This window comes from Streptomyces sp. NPDC087844 (assembly GCF_044742785.1).
In the GTDB taxonomy this organism is placed as follows: domain Bacteria; phylum Actinomycetota; class Actinomycetes; order Streptomycetales; family Streptomycetaceae; genus Streptomyces.
On sequence record NZ_JBIUVD010000008.1, the window covers coordinates 259,211 to 276,817 of the forward strand.

The 17,607-nt window shown below is 71.3% G+C and carries 19 protein-coding genes and 1 pseudogene; 19 read left to right on the plus strand and 1 reads right to left on the minus strand.

Annotated features, from left to right (window positions below):
• The first annotated feature begins 7 nt into the window (after positions 1 to 7).
• From ACIOKD_RS18750 to ACIOKD_RS18795, 10 genes and pseudogenes are all read left to right on the plus strand, one after another.
• Positions 8 to 154: a hypothetical protein gene (locus ACIOKD_RS18750; RefSeq protein WP_402084875.1), complete on the plus strand. Its 147-nt coding sequence runs from the start codon at positions 8 to 10 to the stop codon at positions 152 to 154.
• Positions 151 to 468: an HAD hydrolase-like protein gene (locus ACIOKD_RS18755; RefSeq protein ID WP_402084878.1), complete on the plus strand. Its 318-nt coding sequence runs from the start codon at positions 151 to 153 to the stop codon at positions 466 to 468. Before ACIOKD_RS18750 ends, ACIOKD_RS18755 begins: the two co-directional genes overlap by 4 nt.
• The gene (locus ACIOKD_RS18760; RefSeq protein ID WP_402084881.1) at positions 465 to 1,454 is read left to right on the plus strand and encodes a glycosyltransferase family 9 protein; all 990 of its coding nucleotides are present in this window, start codon (positions 465 to 467) and stop codon (positions 1,452 to 1,454) included. The genes ACIOKD_RS18755 and ACIOKD_RS18760 overlap by 4 nt, the downstream gene beginning before the upstream one ends.
• A complete protein-coding gene (locus tag ACIOKD_RS18765; protein WP_402084883.1) occupies positions 1,451 to 1,891 on the plus strand; it encodes a hypothetical protein in 441 nt (146 codons plus the stop codon). Before ACIOKD_RS18760 ends, ACIOKD_RS18765 begins: the two co-directional genes overlap by 4 nt.
• Positions 1,888 to 2,883, plus strand: coding sequence for a glycosyltransferase family 9 protein (locus ACIOKD_RS18770; RefSeq protein ID WP_402084885.1), 996 nt, complete (start codon positions 1,888 to 1,890; stop codon positions 2,881 to 2,883). Before ACIOKD_RS18765 ends, ACIOKD_RS18770 begins: the two co-directional genes overlap by 4 nt.
• On the plus strand, positions 2,880 to 3,779 hold the full coding sequence (locus ACIOKD_RS18775; protein ID WP_402084888.1) for a glycosyltransferase family 2 protein: 900 nt from the start codon (positions 2,880 to 2,882) through the stop codon (positions 3,777 to 3,779). Before ACIOKD_RS18770 ends, ACIOKD_RS18775 begins: the two co-directional genes overlap by 4 nt.
• Positions 3,780 to 4,111: 332 nt before the next feature.
• A pseudogene (locus tag ACIOKD_RS18780) lies at positions 4,112 to 4,390 on the plus strand (hypothetical protein); the annotation flags it as partial.
• Positions 4,391 to 4,427: 37 nt separating this feature from the next.
• On the plus strand, positions 4,428 to 4,820 hold the full coding sequence (locus ACIOKD_RS18785) for a hypothetical protein (RefSeq protein WP_402084890.1): 393 nt from the start codon (positions 4,428 to 4,430) through the stop codon (positions 4,818 to 4,820).
• 104 nt (positions 4,821 to 4,924) lie between these two features.
• A complete protein-coding gene (locus ACIOKD_RS18790; protein ID WP_402084893.1) occupies positions 4,925 to 7,423 on the plus strand; it encodes a molybdopterin oxidoreductase family protein in 2,499 nt (832 codons plus the stop codon).
• Entirely contained in the window at positions 7,420 to 7,911 is a 492-nt protein-coding gene (locus ACIOKD_RS18795; RefSeq protein WP_402084895.1) for a hypothetical protein, read from the plus strand. Before ACIOKD_RS18790 ends, ACIOKD_RS18795 begins: the two co-directional genes overlap by 4 nt.
• A gap of 238 nt (positions 7,912 to 8,149) precedes the next feature.
• Here ACIOKD_RS18795 and ACIOKD_RS18800 read toward each other — a convergent pair whose 3' ends face one another.
• Entirely contained in the window at positions 8,150 to 8,575 is a 426-nt protein-coding gene (locus tag ACIOKD_RS18800) for a cupin domain-containing protein (protein WP_402084898.1), read from the minus strand.
• A gap of 246 nt (positions 8,576 to 8,821) precedes the next feature.
• Between ACIOKD_RS18800 and ACIOKD_RS18805 the strand changes: the two genes are divergently transcribed.
• The 9 genes from ACIOKD_RS18805 to ACIOKD_RS18845 all read left to right on the plus strand — a co-directional run bounded on the left by ACIOKD_RS18805 (position 8,822) and on the right by ACIOKD_RS18845 (position 17,593).
• Entirely contained in the window at positions 8,822 to 9,412 is a 591-nt protein-coding gene (locus ACIOKD_RS18805; RefSeq protein WP_402084901.1) for a carboxymuconolactone decarboxylase family protein, read from the plus strand.
• Positions 9,409 to 10,896, plus strand: coding sequence for a sugar ABC transporter ATP-binding protein (locus tag ACIOKD_RS18810; protein ID WP_402084903.1), 1,488 nt, complete (start codon positions 9,409 to 9,411; stop codon positions 10,894 to 10,896). The genes ACIOKD_RS18805 and ACIOKD_RS18810 overlap by 4 nt, the downstream gene beginning before the upstream one ends.
• Entirely contained in the window at positions 10,893 to 11,909 is a 1,017-nt protein-coding gene (locus ACIOKD_RS18815) for an ABC transporter permease (RefSeq protein WP_402084905.1), read from the plus strand. The genes ACIOKD_RS18810 and ACIOKD_RS18815 overlap by 4 nt, the downstream gene beginning before the upstream one ends.
• An 85-nt stretch (positions 11,910 to 11,994) precedes the next feature.
• Positions 11,995 to 12,951 (plus strand): sugar ABC transporter substrate-binding protein, encoded by a 957-nt coding sequence (locus ACIOKD_RS18820; RefSeq protein WP_402084907.1) that lies wholly within the window; start codon positions 11,995 to 11,997, stop codon positions 12,949 to 12,951.
• Positions 12,952 to 12,980: 29 nt separating this feature from the next.
• Entirely contained in the window at positions 12,981 to 13,892 is a 912-nt protein-coding gene (locus ACIOKD_RS18825; protein ID WP_402084910.1) for a LysR family transcriptional regulator, read from the plus strand.
• A 108-nt stretch (positions 13,893 to 14,000) separates the two neighbouring features.
• A complete protein-coding gene (locus ACIOKD_RS18830) occupies positions 14,001 to 14,918 on the plus strand; it encodes a VOC family protein (RefSeq protein WP_402084913.1) in 918 nt (305 codons plus the stop codon).
• Positions 14,919 to 14,988: 70 nt separating this feature from the next.
• Positions 14,989 to 16,437 (plus strand): NAD-dependent succinate-semialdehyde dehydrogenase, encoded by a 1,449-nt coding sequence (locus ACIOKD_RS18835; protein ID WP_402084916.1) that lies wholly within the window; start codon positions 14,989 to 14,991, stop codon positions 16,435 to 16,437.
• On the plus strand, positions 16,434 to 17,225 hold the full coding sequence (locus ACIOKD_RS18840) for a fumarylacetoacetate hydrolase family protein (RefSeq protein WP_402084919.1): 792 nt from the start codon (positions 16,434 to 16,436) through the stop codon (positions 17,223 to 17,225). Before ACIOKD_RS18835 ends, ACIOKD_RS18840 begins: the two co-directional genes overlap by 4 nt.
• A complete protein-coding gene (locus ACIOKD_RS18845) occupies positions 17,222 to 17,593 on the plus strand; it encodes a VOC family protein (protein WP_402084921.1) in 372 nt (123 codons plus the stop codon). The genes ACIOKD_RS18840 and ACIOKD_RS18845 overlap by 4 nt, the downstream gene beginning before the upstream one ends.
• Positions 17,594 to 17,607 lie beyond the last annotated feature (14 nt).

A 17,607-nucleotide genomic window follows, 5' to 3' on the forward strand; every position in this document is an offset into this window, starting at 1 on the left:
ACCGGGGGTGCCTGCTTCGTGGGACCCCGTCTCTGCGGTCGGCTGGTCGACGACGGCCGCGACGTTCGACGACGGCTGCGAGGTCATGTGGATCGACAACGCGGTCACCGGCGCCCGACTGGCCCCGGCTGCCGCAAGCCGCGGCCGGGCATGATCCGCACCGCCGCCGAGCGGCTGCGGACCCTTCCGGAGCGGACCCTTCCGGAGCGGACCCCTCCGGAGCGGACCCCTCCGGAGGGGATCGCCGTGATCGGTGATGTCGGTGCCGACGTCGAGGCCGCCCGCCGGGCCGGAGCCTTCGGCGTCCTCGGCCCCGGCGAGCGGACCCGGCCGGAGGAGGTCACGGCCGCCGGGCGGGTGGCGCCCGACCGTCTGTCGGCCGTGCGCGCGCCGCTGACCGGGCCGCCGCCCCTGCGCGTACGCGCGGACGGGCCCACCGCCCGGAACACCATGGGGAAGGTCCGATGAGAGCTCTTGTCACCCGCCTGGACAGCTTCGGCGACGTGCTGCTCGCCGGGCCCGCCATCCGTGCCGTCGCCGCCCGCGCCGACCACGTCACCGTGTTGTGCGGGCCGCTCGGTGCCCCCGCCGCGCGCCTGCTGCCCTGCGTCGACGACCTCCTCGTATGGGACGCGCCCTGGGCGGGTTTCGCCCCGCCGCCCGTCGACCGGGGAGAGATCGACCAGCTCGTCGACACGATCGACGCCGACACCGCTCTGATCCTGACCTCCTTCCATCAGTCGCCGTTGCCCACCGCCCTGTTGCTGCGGCTGGCCGGCGTGCAGCACATCGCCGCGGACAGCGTGGACCACCCCGGCTCACTGCTCGACGTACGCCACCAGCGGGCCCCGCACGCCCATGAGGCCGAGGCCGCCCTGGACCTGGCCGAAGCCGCCGGCTTCCCACGACCCGACGACGGGCGGCTGCGCGTGCTCCCCCCACCCAGCACCACCCGGCTCACCGGTCCCGGGCAGTACGTCGTACTGCACCCCGGGGCGAGCGTCCCCGCCCGCGCCTGGAGCGTGCACCGGTGCGCCGAGGCGGTACGGGAGCTGACGGCGGCCGGGCGCCGGGTCGTGGTGACCGGCGGTCCGGGCGAACGCGAGCTGACCGCGGCCGTCGCCGCAGGACACGGCCTCGACCTCGGCGGCCGCACCGACGCGAACGAACTGGCCGGCGTGCTCGCCGGGGCGGACGCCGTCGTCACGGGCAACACCGGGCCCGGCCATCTCGCCGCGGCGGTCGGCACTCCCGTCGTCTCCCTGTTCGCTCCGGTCGTCCCGGCCGAGCGCTGGCGCCCCTACGGCGTCCCGTACGTCCTGCTGGGCGACCAGAACGCGCCGTGTGCGGGCAGCCGCGCCAGGAACTGCCCGGTGCCCGGCCACCCGTGTCTGGAATCGGTGACCGCGCACGACGTCGTGGCCGCCGTGGGAAAGGTGACGGTCGCGGAATGAGCACTCTGATCCGGCACGTGCAGCACAACGCCCCCGCCCCCGTCCCCGCCCCCGACGTACCGGATACCCGGTACCCAGTCGCGAACCTGCTGGAGGCGACGCTGCTCCAGGAGCGCAGCGGGCAGGCGGTACTGCTCCCTTACCTCGACCACCTCGACCACCTCGACGGAGGGTCTTCGACCTCGCTCATCACCCGGGCGGCGGCGGGTCCCAGGGCGGGCGGGAGCGGGAACGGGGGCACCGGCACGGACATGGCGGCAGCCCGAGCTTTGGAGGTCGGGACGGTGGAGGCCGGGACGGTGGGGGTTGGGACGCCGGAGGTCGGGGCGGTGGAAGTCGGGGCGGTGGAGGCCCGCACGGTGGAGGCCGGGGTCGCGCAGACCCGTACCACTTCGGACCGGCACCCCCGGGCCGCGGCGGCGGAGCGGGTCCGATGACGCGGCCCCGGCTTCTGGTGCTGCGCGCCCTCGGCCTCGGTGATCTCCTCGCCGGGGTACCGGCGCTGCGCGCCCTGCGGCGAGGTCTGCCCGAGCACGAACTGGTGCTGGCCGCTCCCGCCGAGTTGGCCCCGGTCGCCGCGTCGACCGGCGTCGTCGACCGGCTGCTGCCCGCATCCGCCCCCGGCCGCGCCGTACCGCGGCATCTCGACTGGGTGGGCCCGCCACCCGACGTAGCGGTGGACCTGCACGGCAACGGGCCGCCCAGCCACCGCCTGCTCCAGACGCTGACCCCGCGGCGCCTGTTCGCCTTCGCCCACCCGCGGACCCCTGGGATCGAGGGGCCGCAGTGGTGGGCGGAGGAGCACGAACGGGACCGCTGGTGCCGTTTCGTGGAGTTCTACGGCATCCCGGCCGACCCCGCCGACCTACGGTTGCCGAACCCGCCGGGCTCTTCCCCCGCGCCGGGCGCCGTCGTGCTGCACCCGGGCGCGGGTGCCCCCTCCCGCTGCTGGCCCGTGGAGCGCTACGCGGCGGTCGCCACCGCCCTGCGTGAGCGGGACCGCCGGGTCGTGGTCACCGGAGGTCCGGGCGAGGACGAGCTCGTGGCCCGCCTCGCCGGGCAGGCCGAGCTGCCCGACACGGACACCTTCGCCGGTGGCCTGCCCTTCGGGCGACTCTCCGCGCTCGTCGCCGAAGCCCACGCGGTCGTCAGCGGTGACACCGGCATCGCCCATCTGGCGGTGGCCCTCGGCACCGCGTCGGTCACCCTGTTCGGCCCGGTCCCGCCGAGCCGCTGGGGCCCGCCGGCCGACCCGCGCCACCAGGTGCTGTGGCACCCCGGCCCGGACGGCGACCCGCACGGGCGCCGCACCGACCCGGCGCTGCTGCGCATCGGCACCGGCGACGTACTCCAGGCCCTCGACCGGCTCCACGGGCTCCACGGGCTCGACGGGTTCGACGGGCTCACACGATCCCCCCACGCCTCATGAACCGCGCCCCCGACACGGGCGTCGTCATCGCCGCCCGCAACCGCGCCGACAGCCTGGTGCGCACCCTGCGGCGCCTTCTCGACCTGCCCGAACGGCCCGAGATCCTCGTCGTCGACAACGCCTCCACCGACGACACCCGGACCCGCCTCACCCGCGACTTCCCCCAGGTCCGCGTGCTGCCCCTGCCCCACAACCGGGGCGCCCTGGCCCGTACCGACGGGGTGCGCGCCCTGCGCACCTCCTACGTGGCCTTCAGCGACGACGACTCCTGGTGGGCGCCCGGCTCGCTGACCGGCGCCGCCGACCTCCTCGACCGGCACCCCGGACTCGCCACCGTCACGGCCCGCATCCTGGTCGAACCCGCCGGCACCGAGGACCCGATCACCGAGGAACTGCGCAACTCGCCCGTGCCCGGACCCCAGTGGCTGCCCGGCCCCGCGCTCGGCTCCTTCCTGGCCGCGGCGACCGTGCTGCGCACCGACGCCTTCCGTGCCGCGGGCGGCTTCAACCCCCGGCTGTGGCTGGGCGGCGAGGAGGAACTGCTCGCCGCGGACCTGGCGGCGGCCGGCTGGTGGCTGGTGTACGCCGATCACCTGACGGTGCATCACCAGCCCTCCCGGGTACGGGACGCGACGCTCCGCCGGGCCCACGGCATCCGCAACACCCTGTGGTTCACCTGGCTGCGGCGCCCGGTCCGCCCCGCCTTGCGCCGGACCGCGCACCTGGTCCGCACGGTCCCACGCGACACCGTGTCCCTGCGGGCCTTCGCACAGGCCGCGGCCGCCCTGCCGTGGGTGATATGCGAGCGCCGCGTACTGCCCCCGGCAGCCGAGGCGCGGCTGCGGGCTCTGGAAGAGGCACAGCGACACTCGACCGCGCGCCGCTACGTGGGCTGAGGTCCCCCGGCGGCCGTACGGCCGCCGCGATGGGGGACGCCCTGTCGGCTCGGGGACGCCGCTGATGAGGGTGCGGACGCCGGCGGCTGAGCTTGCCGGAGTTCCGGTTCCACGTCCGTCCGGCAGGCCGGGAACCCGGAGCGGGGAACGCGGCAGCCGGGGAAGGACGCGGCACCCCCGTTCGGAGACAGTGACTGCCAGGGCCGGATCCCACCTCGTCGCGGACGCACACCCCTCACGCGTCCGCCACGGGTGGACCCAGCCGCAAGGCGAAGCAGCGTGCGGGCAGTGCCGCTCGGGGAGGTGTGCAGGACGGCCGCGACGTGGAGCATGTGACCGCAGATCGTGTTCCGACGGTCAGGGGCGGCGGGACGTGCGGGGGCGCCCGGTCGGCGGCCCGGTGGAGCTGTTCGTGGACGGACGCTGTGTCCACCAGGGCGTGGCCGCGCAGTGCGGAGCCGCCGTGGACCCTGCTGACCAGCGAGGGCGGACGTCAGGAGCACAACGGCCACAGCCACCGGGGCCCGGGCTTCAGCAACGACCTCCTCACCGAGGAGAGCGCCTTCACCGGCGTTCACCTGCCGCCGCAGGCCATCACGCTGCTGGCACCATGGAGCGACTGCTCGCCGGGACCGCGGCAGGATCACCGTGGCTGTCGCGGGCGAGCAGCCAGCGGCCCAGTGGCCGGGGATGGACGAAGTCCGCCGCCACCGCGAGGCCGGGCCGTCGGTGTGGCGCTGGGCATCCACCGACGACGGCGAGAACCCGGAGGTCGTGCTCGCCCAAGCGGGCGGCATCCCCACGGTCGAAACACCGGCCGCGGCCGACCTGCTGCGGCGCGACCTGCCCGGCGCACGCATCCGCTTCGTCAACCCGCTCGATCTGTGCGCGCCGGCACCGCCCGAGCCCGAGCGCCGTCCGCACGGCCTCGACGAGGCGGATCGACCAACCTGTTCGGGCAGGACACTCCCGTCGCGCTGGACGTCCACGGCTACCCGCCGGCTTGACGAGGCGGTCCCCCTCCCCGTCGCCCCCAGGTGAGCCGGGCGCGATCCGGACGACGTTAGACGCCGCACGCAAGGGGTACCGATGACGCGCGGAAGCTCAAGATGGCAGGAACCGCAGCGGGTGCTGGGAGGCAGGACGTGGACTCATCGGTGGACCGGATCGCCGAGCCATGGGGTGGCCGGACCCCTTACGGACGACACGAGCCGTGGCCCGCCCGCGTGGACACCTACCTGGCGGAAGGGGTCGCCCCGGACCAGGTGGAGCGGTGGGTGCGGACCGCGTCGATCCTGCACTCCGACGGGGACGCCATGGACGTCGCCGTCGTGGACGGACGCATGGCAGGAGTCCGCGGCCGGGCACAGGACCGGGTCAACCATGGCCGGCTCGGGCCGAAAGACCTCTTCGCCTGGCAGGCCAACGCCTCACCCGACCGTCTCACCCGGCCGCTCGTCCGGCGCGAGGGCCGCCTGGTCGCATGCGACTGGGACACCGCCATGGGACGTGTCGCCGCCCGCTCACGGGAACTGCTGGACGAGCGGGGACCGGGATCGATCGGGTTCTACACCAGCGGTCAGCTTTTCCTGGAGGAGTACTACACCCTCGCGGTCCTGGCACGTGCCGGGATCGGCACGAACCATCTCGACGGCAACACCCGGCTGTGCACCTCCACCGCCGCCGAGGCGCTGAAGGAGACCTTCGGCAGCGACGGGCAGCCCGGCTGCTACGACGACATCGACCACGCCGACGTCATCGCACTCTTCGGACACAATCTCGCCGAGACCCAGCCCGTACAGTGGATGCGCGTCCTGGACCGGCTGGCCGGCGCCGACCCGCCCCGCCTGGTGTGCGTCGACCCGAGGCCCACCCAGGTCGCTCGCAACGCCACCGTGCACCTGGCGCCGCGCCTCGGTACGAACGTCGCGCTGCTCAACGCTCTTCTGCACGAGATCATCCGTAAGGACCAGGTCGACCAGGACTACATCGCGGCTCACACGGTCGGCTACGAGGAACTGGCGGCCCGGGTGGAGAGGTGCAACCCGGCATGGGCGGCTGCCATCTGTGACGTACCCGCCGCGCGGATCGGTGCAGCCGCCGAGCTCCTGGGGACGGCGGACGCACTGCTGTCCACGGTGCTGCAGGGCGTCTACCAGTCCCACCAGGCCACCGCCGCCGCCGTCCAGATCAACAACCTGCACCTGATCCGTGGCATGCTCGGCCGCCCGGGCGCCGGTGTCCTGCAGATGAACGGCCAGCCCACGGCCCAGAACACCCGGGAGTGCGGCGCCAACGGCGATCTGCCCGGTTTCCGCAACTGGCAGAACGACAGCCATGTGGCCGACCTGGCGCGGGTGTGGAACGTCGAGCCCAAGGCCATCCCGCACTACGCGCCTTCCACGCACGCGATGCAGATGTTCCGTTACGCCGAACAGGGTTCGATCCGGATGCTGTGGATCAGTGGCACCAATCCGGCGGTGTCACTGCCCGAACTGTCCCGGATCCGCTCGATCCTGGGGCAGGACCGGCTCTTCGTGGTCGTGCAGGATCTGTTCCTGACCGAGACGGCGCAACTGGCCGACGTCGTCCTGCCCGCGGCGACCTGGGGAGAGAAGACAGGCACCTTCACCAACGCCGACCGCACGGTGCACCTGTCCGACAAGGCCGTCGAACCGCCCGCCGAGGCCAGGCCGGACCTGGACATCTTCCTCGACTACGCCGCCCGGATGGACTTCCGCGACAAGGACGGCGGGCCGCTGATCACGTGGCACGACCCGGCCTCGGCCTTCGAGGCGTGGAAGCGGTGCAGCGCCGGCCGCCCGTGCGACTACACCGGCCTCAGCTACAGCAAGCTGAGGGGCGGAAGCGGCATCCAGTGGCCGTGCAACGATCAGGCCCGCGACGGTACGGACCGCCTCTACACCGACAGCATCAGCTGGGCGCACCCCGACGCGTGTGAGTCCTATGGCAAGGATCTGGTGACCGGCGCGGCCCAGGAGATCGCCGAGTACCGCTCCCTCAACCCAGGCGGCAGGGCCATGCTCAAGGCGGCCGACTACCTGCCACCGCACGAACTCCCCGACGAGAAGCACCCGTTCCAGCTGACGACCGGCCGGACCGTCTACCACTTCCACACCCGCACCAAGACCGCCCGGGCATCCCAGCTGAACGCGGCAGCCCCTGACGTGTGGGTGGAGGCATCCGCTTGCGACGCGGCCGCACTCGGGTTCGGCGAAGGCGACCTGGTGGAAGTCCGTACGCCTCGCGGTGCCCTGCGCGGACGGCTGCGCGTCACCGACATCCGCCCGGGACTGCTCTTCGTCCCCTTGCACTACGGCTACTGGGACACCGAAGCCGGGCACGGACCCGACGAAGGCACCCCGGGGCGGGCCGCGAACGAGACGACCGTCACCGACTGGGACCCGGTCTCCAAACAGCCGCTGTTCAAGACCGCCGCAGCCGCCCTGCGCCTCGTGGAACCCGGCGACGGCAGCAGCACCCCGGCGCCGACGACCACCGCGTCCGCCCCCGCGTCGTCCTCGCCTCCCGGAGCTGTACCCGCCACGACCGGAGGCAGGTCCGCCCACGTCACCCAGGTCGCCGACCCCACCTGGGACAGCCACCGGAAGGAAGCCCGGTGAACGGCGTCACCCTCACCCTGCGGGCCCTGCACCACGGTGAGAGGCACCTGGCCGGGCATCTGACGGCCGTGGCCGAGCGGCACCGCACCGAGCACGAGATCCACTACGTCAGCCTGGACCTCGCGCGCTGGTCACACGCCCATGTCCAGCGCCTGGCCGACATCGCCGGCCACTACGGGCCGGACCTCGCGGAGTCCTCCGCCGCGTCCCTCCCGCACCCGCTGTCCACGCTCACGAAGAAGGCGTCCGAAAGGATGGCCCACCGTCCCGAGCCCGGTCTGCTGCTCCTACGAGATCTGCGGGAACTCCACCTCGCAGCCACGGAGAACTCCCTGTACTGGGAGATGCTTGCCCAGGCCGCACAGGCCACCAAGGACGACGCACTGCTCGACCTGGCTTCCGCGTGCCACCCCGAGACCCTGCGGCAGACACGCTGGACGAACACCATGATCAAGAACCTGGCCCCACAGATCCTGACCAGCCTGTGACCCACTTGGCGGTGCGTGCGGGGGGCTCTTGGCGCCGGACCGACGTAAGCAGGCCCGGACGTCTGTCCGCCACCTCTGCCGTGACGCTCCGAGCGTCAGAGGGTCCTCATGCGAGAGTTGTTCGCACTCGCGCAGGCCGTGCGGGCGCGAGAGGAGGACATGCCTCAGGCTCAGCGGGCCCGGCTGCGTGACATGCACACCTACTACGAGTTCATGGTGCGGCAGTCGCGCCGCCTGCTCAGTGAGTGTCAGGGGACGCAGGCCCCATCTGGTCCTCGGCCGACAGATGTTCCACCGTCCGGCCCGTCTCGGTGAACGTCCGGGTGACGTGGCCCGAGGAGTAGACCCACAGGATGCGCAGCGGGGCGTCCCCGACGTTGCGGAACAAGTGGGGGACGGGGGACGGCACGTAGGTCGTGTCGTACCGCTCCAGCCTGGTCACCTCGCCGTCGACCCACACCTCCGCCTCGCCTTCGAGGACGGTCACGTGCTCGTCGCAGTTGTGTGAGTGCAGCGGCGCACCGGAGCCGACCGGATACACGCTCATCCCGCTGGTGATCCGGTTCTCCCCGCCTGCCGACGGCGTCGTGATCAGCGGTGTCGTCACCACGGCGCCGCCTCGGTCGAGCAGGGGTACCGATGCGACCTTGATGATCGTGGTCATCAGGAATTCCACCTTGCCGTTCTCTCGCTTCTTCCGATGCTGCGTCGACCGACGGTAGGTCGCGCGACCGCGAACGGGTGCCCTCCGGCGTGCAGTTTTACCTTGCGTTCCAGGAGGGGTGAGCTTCTCGGACCCGGCTGTACCGTCGGCTGCCATCGCACGGCTTCTCGATCCGTGTACGAGACGCGCCGGAAAGAAAAGGCAGGTATCGGCCAGATGAGGCTCCCCGTTCTCAGCGATGAGGAAATGACTCCGCGGCAGCAGGAACTGGCCGCCCGTATAGCCGGTCGCCGTGGTGCCGTCCGTGGACCGTTCCGGGTCTGGCTGCACAGCCCGGAGATGTGTGAACGGGCCGAGTCCCTGGGCGCGTTCACACGCTTCGACTGCGGCCTGCCCAGACATCTGCGCGAACTCGCGCTGCTGCTGGCCGCCCGGAACTGGGACGCCCAGTACTCCTGGAACGCCCATGTGCACCAGGCGATCGAGGCCGGCATCCCGGAGGCCGCGGTCAAGGCCGTCGCCGAGAAGCGGGAAGCCCACTTCGACAAGGAGGCGGACCAGGCCTTCTACCAGTTCTGCCGCGAGATCCTCGACGAGCACTTCGTCAGCGACGAGACCTTCGCCCGCGCCCTCGCGCACTTCGGCTCCAAGGGCCTGGTCGACACCGTCGGAGCGCTCGGCAACTTCACCATGCTCGGGATGTGCCTCAACACCTTCCAGGTGGATCTGCAGGCCGACAAGGAGCCCCCGTTCCCGGACATCCGCGGCTACGGACACGTACACGTGGACGAGGACCACGAAAGCGCGGGCCGCGACGGCGAGGGGGCGCGGCCGTGACACCCGTGCTCCGGGTACGAGGTGTCAGCAAGAGTTTCGGCGGGGCCGCCGCGCTCGAAGGCGTCGATCTCGACCTGTACCCCGGCGAGATCCACGCGCTGATGGGCATGAACGGAGCCGGCAAGTCGACGCTCGTGCAGGTCCTGTCCGGGGTCCATCAGGCCGACAGCGGAACCATCGAGGTGGGCGGGCGGACGTACTCCGGACTGACCGTGCGCAGAGCCCGCCGGCTCGGGATCGCCTGTGTGCCGCAGCGGCGCGAGCTGGCGACGGGGCTGACCGTCGCCGAGAACGTGCTGCTCGGCGACCTGCCCACCCGAGGCCCCGTCGTCCACTGGGCGGCGGTACGGGAGCAGGCGCGCGAGGCGTTGTACGGACTCGGGATCGACATCGACGTGGAACGTGTCGCCGGTACGCTCACCGTCGCCGAACAAACCATGGTCGAGGTGGCCCGGGAGGTCCGCCGGGGCGGCCGGATCCTGATCCTCGACGAACCCACCGCGTGCCTGAGCTCCAAGGAAGCCCACCGGATACGGGAGTTGGTGCGCACCCTGCGGGACGACGGCGTGGCGGTCGTCTACATCTCGCACTACATCGACGAGGTCATGGCCGTCGCCGACCGCCTCACCGTCCTCCGTGACGGCGCCGTGGTGATCAGCGCCCCGGCGGCGGAGATGGATCCGGCCTCGCTGGTACGCGGCATGGTCGGCCGGGACGTGGTCTCGCGACGGCCCGAGCGCCCCGCGCCCAAGCACGAGAGCGGCCTCGCCGTACGCGGCCTGCGGCACGGCCGGGCCGTCCAGGACTTCACCGTCGAGGTGCGCAAGGGCGAGATCGTCGCCGTGCTCGGCCCCGCGGGCGACGCCCAGTCGAGACTGTTCGACCTGCTGTCCGGGCGGCGGCGCCCCGACGGCGGAGAGCTGATCGTCGACGGCCGGGCCGTGCCCTTCGGCCGGGTCTCCGCCTCTCTCGCCAGCGGTCTGCGCTGCGTCACGGGCGACCGCCGGACCCTCGGACTGGTCCAGGGCATGACCCTGGACGAGAACCTGATGCTGGCAGGCGACCGCTTCGCCCGGCGCCGGCTGCACCGGCGCGGCGAACTGGCCCGCCGAGCCGCCCCGTTGCGCAGCAGTTACGGCGTGGTCGCCCTGAGCGGAAACCCGCCCGTGGGCACGCTGTCCGGCGGCAACCAGCAGAAGGTCCTGCTGGGCAAGTGGCTGGAGACCGAGCCGGTCGCCTGCTTCCTCGAAGACCCCACCAACGGCGTGGACGTCGCGGCGATGGCCGACATCCACAGCCTGGTCGACGACCTCGCCTCGAACGGTGTGGCCGTGCTGCTCGCCTCCTCCTCCGCCGAGGAGGTCATGCGCCTCGCCGACCGGGTCGTCGTCGTCAGCGCGGGCCGTGCGGTCGCCCACCACGACATCACCGCCATCACCCGCGACGAGCTCGTCGCCACGGCACTCGGAGGTCAGCCGCAGTGAGCCTCAAGACCCCCTCCGCCTCCCCGGACGTCGAGCCCGACCGGCCCACGCGCGCCCCCTCCCGCCTCTCGCCCCGATCCCTGGTACGGGTCCCGCACGGCGGACTGGTCCTGGTCCTGGTGCTGGTGGCGGTGTTCACCGCCGTCCAGGCCGACTCGTTCACCACCTCGCAGAACCTGCTCAACGTACTGCGGCAGATCAGCGTGAACGCCGTCCTCGCGGCCGGGCTGACGCTGCTGATGACCTCCGGCGGCATGGACTTCTCCATGGGCAGCAACGCGGCCGTCACCCTGTCGGTGGCCGCGCAGTTGTCGCACGACGGCTGGCCCACCCCGGCCGTCGTGACCGTGGCGCTGTTCCTCGCCACCGTGATCGGGCTGGTGAACGGGGTGGTGGTGACCTTCACCAGGGTCGCGCCGTTCGTCGCCACCCTGGCCACGGCGATGTTGCTGGACGGTGTCGCCCTGCTCGTCATCGACGGCATGAGCGTCACCATCGGCGACAGGATGTCCGCGCTCGGCAACTCCGACTTCCTCGGCGTCCCGTATCTGACCGTCGTTGCCGTGCTGGTGCTCGTGGCGATCGGCCTGACCATGCGGTTCACGACCTTCGGCCGGGACGCCTTCGCGATGGGCGGCAACGAGCATGTCGCCCGGCTCAGCGGGATCAATGTGGCCGGGCGCAAGCTCGCGCTGTACGCGCTGGCTGGGGCGCTCGCCGGGCTGGCCGGGCTGATGCTGCTGTCCCGGGTGGGGGCCGCCGCCCCCAACACCGCCGGTCTGTTGACCCAGTTGACCGCTGTGGCCGCCGTGGTCATCGGCGGGACCTCGCTGGCCGGGGGGCACGGGACCGTGGTGGGCACCGTGCTGGGGGCTGTGCTGCTGGGTGTGGTGGCCAACGCGCTCAACTTGTTGCAGGTCGACAGCAATTACCAGTTCGTGGTGACCGGGGGTGTGTTGCTGGTGGCCGCTGTGGTGAACGAGGTTCAGCGGAGTCGCTCCGCGGGGGTGTAGTTCGTTCGGTGCCGGCCGGTGAGGGCCGGCCACGCAGTTCCCCGCGCCCCTCCGGGGCGCTCAACGGTGCAGGAAAGGTCCAGTCATGATGTTCATCAGTCGTCCCCGCAGAATCGCCGCCGCCTCGTTCGTCGGCGTTGCCGCCCTCGGGTTGGTCGGGTGCGGGTCCGAGGAGGATTCGGGCAGTTCCGATTCCGTCAGTCTCGGCTTCGTGAACGGCTCCAACACCCACTTCCACTCCTGCCTCCTCAAGGCCGTCGAGCAGACCGCCGAGGCCGAGGGCGCCGAGGTCTACTCGGCCAACTCCAAGCAGGACGCCGGGACCGAGCTGTCCAACATCGAGGACATGATCTCCCGCGACGTGGACGCGCTGATCGTCCAGACGGTCAACGTCGACGCCCTGGAAGGCGACATAGCCAAGGCCGAGAGCGCGGGCATCCCGATCTATCTGACCTCCGTCGCCACCTCGGACATGTCGGACGTCCTGGGGGTCGCCAAGGTCGACCTGAAGAAGGTCGGCGGCCTGGACGCCGGCTGGATCGAGAAGGACGCGGCAGGCAAGGAGGTGGAGGTCGGGATCGTCGCGGGCGCCCCGGGCGCAGCCTCCGACCTGCTGGTCGGCGGCTTCAAGAGCGGCCTTCCGACGACCGCGAAGGTGGTGGCGAACCAGCCCGGCATGTTCAACCCCGCCAAGGCGCAGGAAGTCGCCGAGAACATGATCCAGGCCCACCCGGACCTGGACTACGCCTTCGTCGCCAACGAGGAGATGGCCTTCTCCGTGCGCAAGGCCTTCGACGCGGCCGGCGCCGAGGACGTCAGGATCGTCACGGTGAACGGCACCGAGGAGGGGCTGACGGCGGTCGAGAGCGGGCAGCTGTCCGCCACCGTGGCGAACTCGGCCATGACGATCGGGGAGACCGCGGTGAAGAACACGATCGGCCTGCTCAACAAGGACAAAACTGTTGACAAGATTGCCAACATTCCTCTTGTCTTGGTCACCAGGGACAACGTGAGCGAAGCACCCCAGTACTGCCCCGAGTAGTGAGCGGGCGGGAGCCCCCGGAGGGAACCATGGATCGCTTGCTCCTCATGCACAGCTTCGTCACCGTCGCGCAGGTCGGCAGCTTCAGCGGAGCCGCCAAGAAGCTGGGCTCCTCGGGCTCGCTGGTGTCACGGCACGTCGCCGAACTGGAACGGCAGGTGGGTGTCCGCCTGGTCAACCGCACGGCCCGTTCCGTCAGCCTCACCGAACCGGGGTTGCGGTACGCCGAGTTCGCCGCGCGCATTCTGGAGGAGATCGAGGCCGAGGACGCCGGCATAGCGCAGCTCCACGACCGTGCCGAAGGCGCGCTCAGCATCATCTGCCCCAAGTGGATAGGCAGCCTGGACCTCGGTGACGCCATCGCCGCGTTCTCCGCCGCCCATCCGAAAATACACATCCGCTTCGAACTCGGCGGAATGTCCGACCGTACCTACGACTTTCTCGACAGCGGATTCGACATCGCCTTTCACACCCGGGATCTGCGCGACTCCAGCGTGCGACTCAAGAAGATCTCGTCGCTGCCGTTCGTCCTGTGCGCCTCCAAGGCGTACATCGACCGGCACGGCGCCCTCGCCCACCCGAACGACCTGGCGGCCCACGACTGCCTGGTGCACACGAACGACCCCGTCTGGCGCATCGGCCACGGACACGCGAGCACCCTGCACAAGATCCGCAACATCGCCTTCTCGTCCAACTCCTACATCGCCCTGCAGAAGGCGGCCCTCCACGGCAGGGGCATCGCCCTGCTCCCACAGCGACCGGCGTACGACGATCTCGTCTCCGGCGCCCTGCAGGTCCTGCTGCCCGAACTGGCGGTACCCGACCGCCCCCTGTACGCGATCTACGGCCCCGGCCACGACACCCCGCGCAAGGTCAGCGTGTTCCTGGACTTCCTCGCCCGGTGGTTCTCGCAGAACCCCATTCTCGGGATCCGGCCCTAAGCGCGCCAGAACCGCAAGAAACGATTGCGTATGTCGCCGGGGTCGGGGCGTTGAGAGTCCTACCGCTCCGAACCTAGGCTCACCAGGCGACCCGGAAGCGAGGAATTCATGGGAATTCAGAGAATCGAATCCGTCACCTACAGTATTGACGACCTCGGCGAATGCGTCCGGTTCTTCGACGACTTCGGGTTGTTCCTGGTGGAGAAGTCCGACGAGCACGCGGTGTTCGAGACGCTCACCGGGCAGACCCTGCTCCTGGACACCGAGCCCGGCCCACGGCTGCCGGCCCCCCTGGAGGAGGGCCCCACCCTGCGCGAGGTGGTGTGGGGCGTGGACACCCACGAGGAACTGGAGCGGCTGGTGGCCGAGGCCGGCAAGGACCGGGCGGTCCGCGCGGGAGCCGACGGCGTCCACCACACCGTGGACGGGACCGGGTTCGGGGTGGGGCTCACCGTGGCGAGGCCCAAGCCCGTGGCCGCCGCCCCCCACCCCGCCAACGCACCGGGCGCGGTGAGCCGTTGGAACACCCCGCTGGAACCGATCCCGCGGGTCCGCCCCCTGCGCATGTGCCACGTGGCCCTCAACATCCCCAAGCCGGGCAAGGAGGAGGCCATCGCGTTCTACACGCGGCGCCTCGGCTTCCGGCCCACCGACGTGGTCGAGCCCATGGGGGTGTTCATGCGGGCCCCGGGCGACGACGACCAGCACACCATGCTGCTGTGCCACCGCCCGGACAAGGCCGGGATCAACCACATCGCGTACGAGGTGCCGGGCTTCGACGACGTGATCCAGGGCGGCAACCACATGATCGAGCGCGGCTGGCGGGAGGCCCGCCGGCTCGGTCGGCACACCGTCGGCTCCAACGTCTTCCGCTTCGTGCACGCCCCGTGCGGTGGTCGCGTCGAGTACGCCGCCGACATGGACCGGGTCGACGACACCTACGAGACCCGCGTCCACGAGACCACCCCGCCCCACCACATCTGGGCCCTGCGCACCAACCGCGACCAGGACGCACCCGCCTCCTGAACCGCCGCCCGGCCCCGGCCGGCCCCCGCCCCGAACGTCATCCCCAGCGCCTGCCCGAGAGGCACCCACCATGACCACCGACCACGGCCACCCCGCCGTCCGTATGCACATCGCGGGCGAGTGGTGCCAGGGCGGCACCGGACGTACCGCCCCGATCGTGAACCCGGCCACCGAGGAGGTGATCGGAGAGGTACCGCTGGCCACCGCCGCCGACCTCGACCGTGCCCTCGACGCCGCGCGGGAGGGTTTCCGCGTCTGGCGCGGCACGCCAGTCGCCGAACGCACCGCGATCCTGCACGCCGCCGCCGGCCTGATCGACGAGCGGGCCGCCGAGATCGGCCGCGTCATGACCCGGGAGCAGGGCAAACCGCTCGCGGAGTCGACCGGCGAGGCCCACCGCACCGCCGACACCCTGCGCTGGCACGCCGACGACGCCCGCCGCGCGTACGGCCGCGTCATCCCCTCGGCGCCCGGAACCGTGCTGACCGTACGGCGTGAACCCATCGGCCCGGTCGCCGCCTTCGTCCCCTGGAACTTCCCCGTCGGCGGCCCCAACCGGAAGATGTCCTCGGCGCTCTCGGCCGGCTGCTCGCTCGTCATCAAGGCCTCGGAGGAGACCCCCGCGACGGCCGCCGCGCTGGTCCGGTGCTACCTGGACGCGGGACTGCCGGACGGCGTCCTCAACCTCGTCTTCGGTGAACCCGCCGAGGTCTCCGCGCACCTCATCGCCTCGCCCGTGACCCGCCTGATCGCCTTCACCGGCTCGGTCCCGGTGGGCAGACTGCTCGCCGCCGAGGCCGGCAAGGCCATGAAGCCGTCCCTGATGGAACTGGGCGGCCACGCCCCGGTGATCGTCTGTGCCGATGCCGACCCCGTACAGGCCGCCCGCAGGGCCGCGCAGGCCAAGTTCGCCAACGCCGGCCAGGTCTGCACCTCACCGAGCCGCTTCCTGGTCCACGAGAGTCTGGTCGAGGACTTCATCGCCGAGTTCGTGAAGGCGGCCGAGGCGGTCGTCGTCGGGGACGGGCTGCGCGAGGGCACCACCATGGGTCCACTCGCCAACGAACGGCGGCTCGCGGCCATGGAACGCCTCACCGCGGACGCCGTCGCCCGCGGCGCCAAGGTGCTCACCGGCGGCGAACGGCTCGACCGCGCAGGGTACTTCTTCACGCCGACCGTCCTCATCGACGTACCGCCGGACGCGGATCTGCTGCATGAGGAACCCTTCGGACCGCTCGCCCCCATCGTCCCCTTCACCGATCTCGACGAGGCGATCACCCTCGCGAACGCGCTCCCGTACGGCCTCGCCGCCTACGGCTTCACGCGCTCCGCCGCCACCGCCGAGCGGCTCTGTGACGAGCTGGAGGCCGGGATCCTGTCGGTCAACCACTGCGGCGGCTCGGTCCCCGAAGCCCCGTCCGGCGGGGTGAAGGACAGCGGGTACGGCCGGGAGGGCGGCCCCGAGGCCCTCGACGCCTACCTGATCACCAAGCGCGTCTCCCACCTGCTGGTGCCATGAGGTACGCACGGGTGTCGGTCGGCGGCCGGGCGGTGTGGGGCCGGGTGGGGGAGCGGGACATCGAGCTGCTGTCGCACTCGCCGATCGAGACCACCGGTGAGAGGGGTGGGAGGGGCCCCGACGTCATCGGCACCCTGCCGCGTGCGACAGCCGTGTGGCTGCCCCCGGTCGTCCCGCCCGTCTTCTATGCCGTCGGCATGAACTACGCACGGCACATCGCGCACGCCGAAGCCGCCACCCCGGACCGCCCCGAAGTCGGCTACCGCGCCAACAACGCGCTGACCGGGCACGGTGCGGCCATCGTCAAGCCGGCCGAGGTCGAGGGCCGCTTCGAGGCGGAGCCCGAACTCGTCGCCGTCATCGGCCGTACGGTCCGGTACGCCACCCGGGAGGAGGCGCACAGGTCCGTCTTCGGCTGGACCATCGGCAACGACGTCAGTGCCCGTACCTGGCAGCACCAGGACCGCACGCTCTGGCGCAGCAAGAACAGCGACACGTTCAAGCCGATGGGCCCCTGGATCGAGACGGACGTCGACGCGCTCGCCCAGACCACCACCCTGCGCGTGAACGGCGAGGTCCGCGCGGAGTTCCCCACCGGCGACATGGTCTTCGACCCCTTCGACCACATCGTCGAGATCAGCAGACACCTCACCCTGCACCCCGGCGACGTGCTCTGGATGGGCGCCGAGTCGGCGTGCCGGATCGAACCGGGCGACACCGTGGACATCGAGATCAGCGGCATCGGTGTGCTGTCCAACCCCGTAGTCCCCGAAGGGAATCGAGCATGAGCAAGGAACCCCGCTACATCCACCACGTCAACTTCCCCACCACGGACCCCGACCGGACCGCCGACTGGTACACCAAGGTCTTCGGCATGAAGCGGATCATGCCCAAGTCCAACACCCGAGTGGTGCTGCTGACACGCGGCAACTTCGACCTGCACTTCACCCCGGTCGAGGAGATGGAGCGCATGGCGCCCTATCACTTCGCCGTCGAGGTGGACGACTGGGACGAGTTCCTGCAACACCTGCAAGAGCTGGGCATCCGCCACACCCGCCCGATCCAACGACCCGAGAACCAGTCGAAGTTCTGCTACATCCACGACCCCGACCACACGATGATCGAGCTGGTCTGGCACGGCAAGCGCCCCAACTAGCCGCACCTGTATGG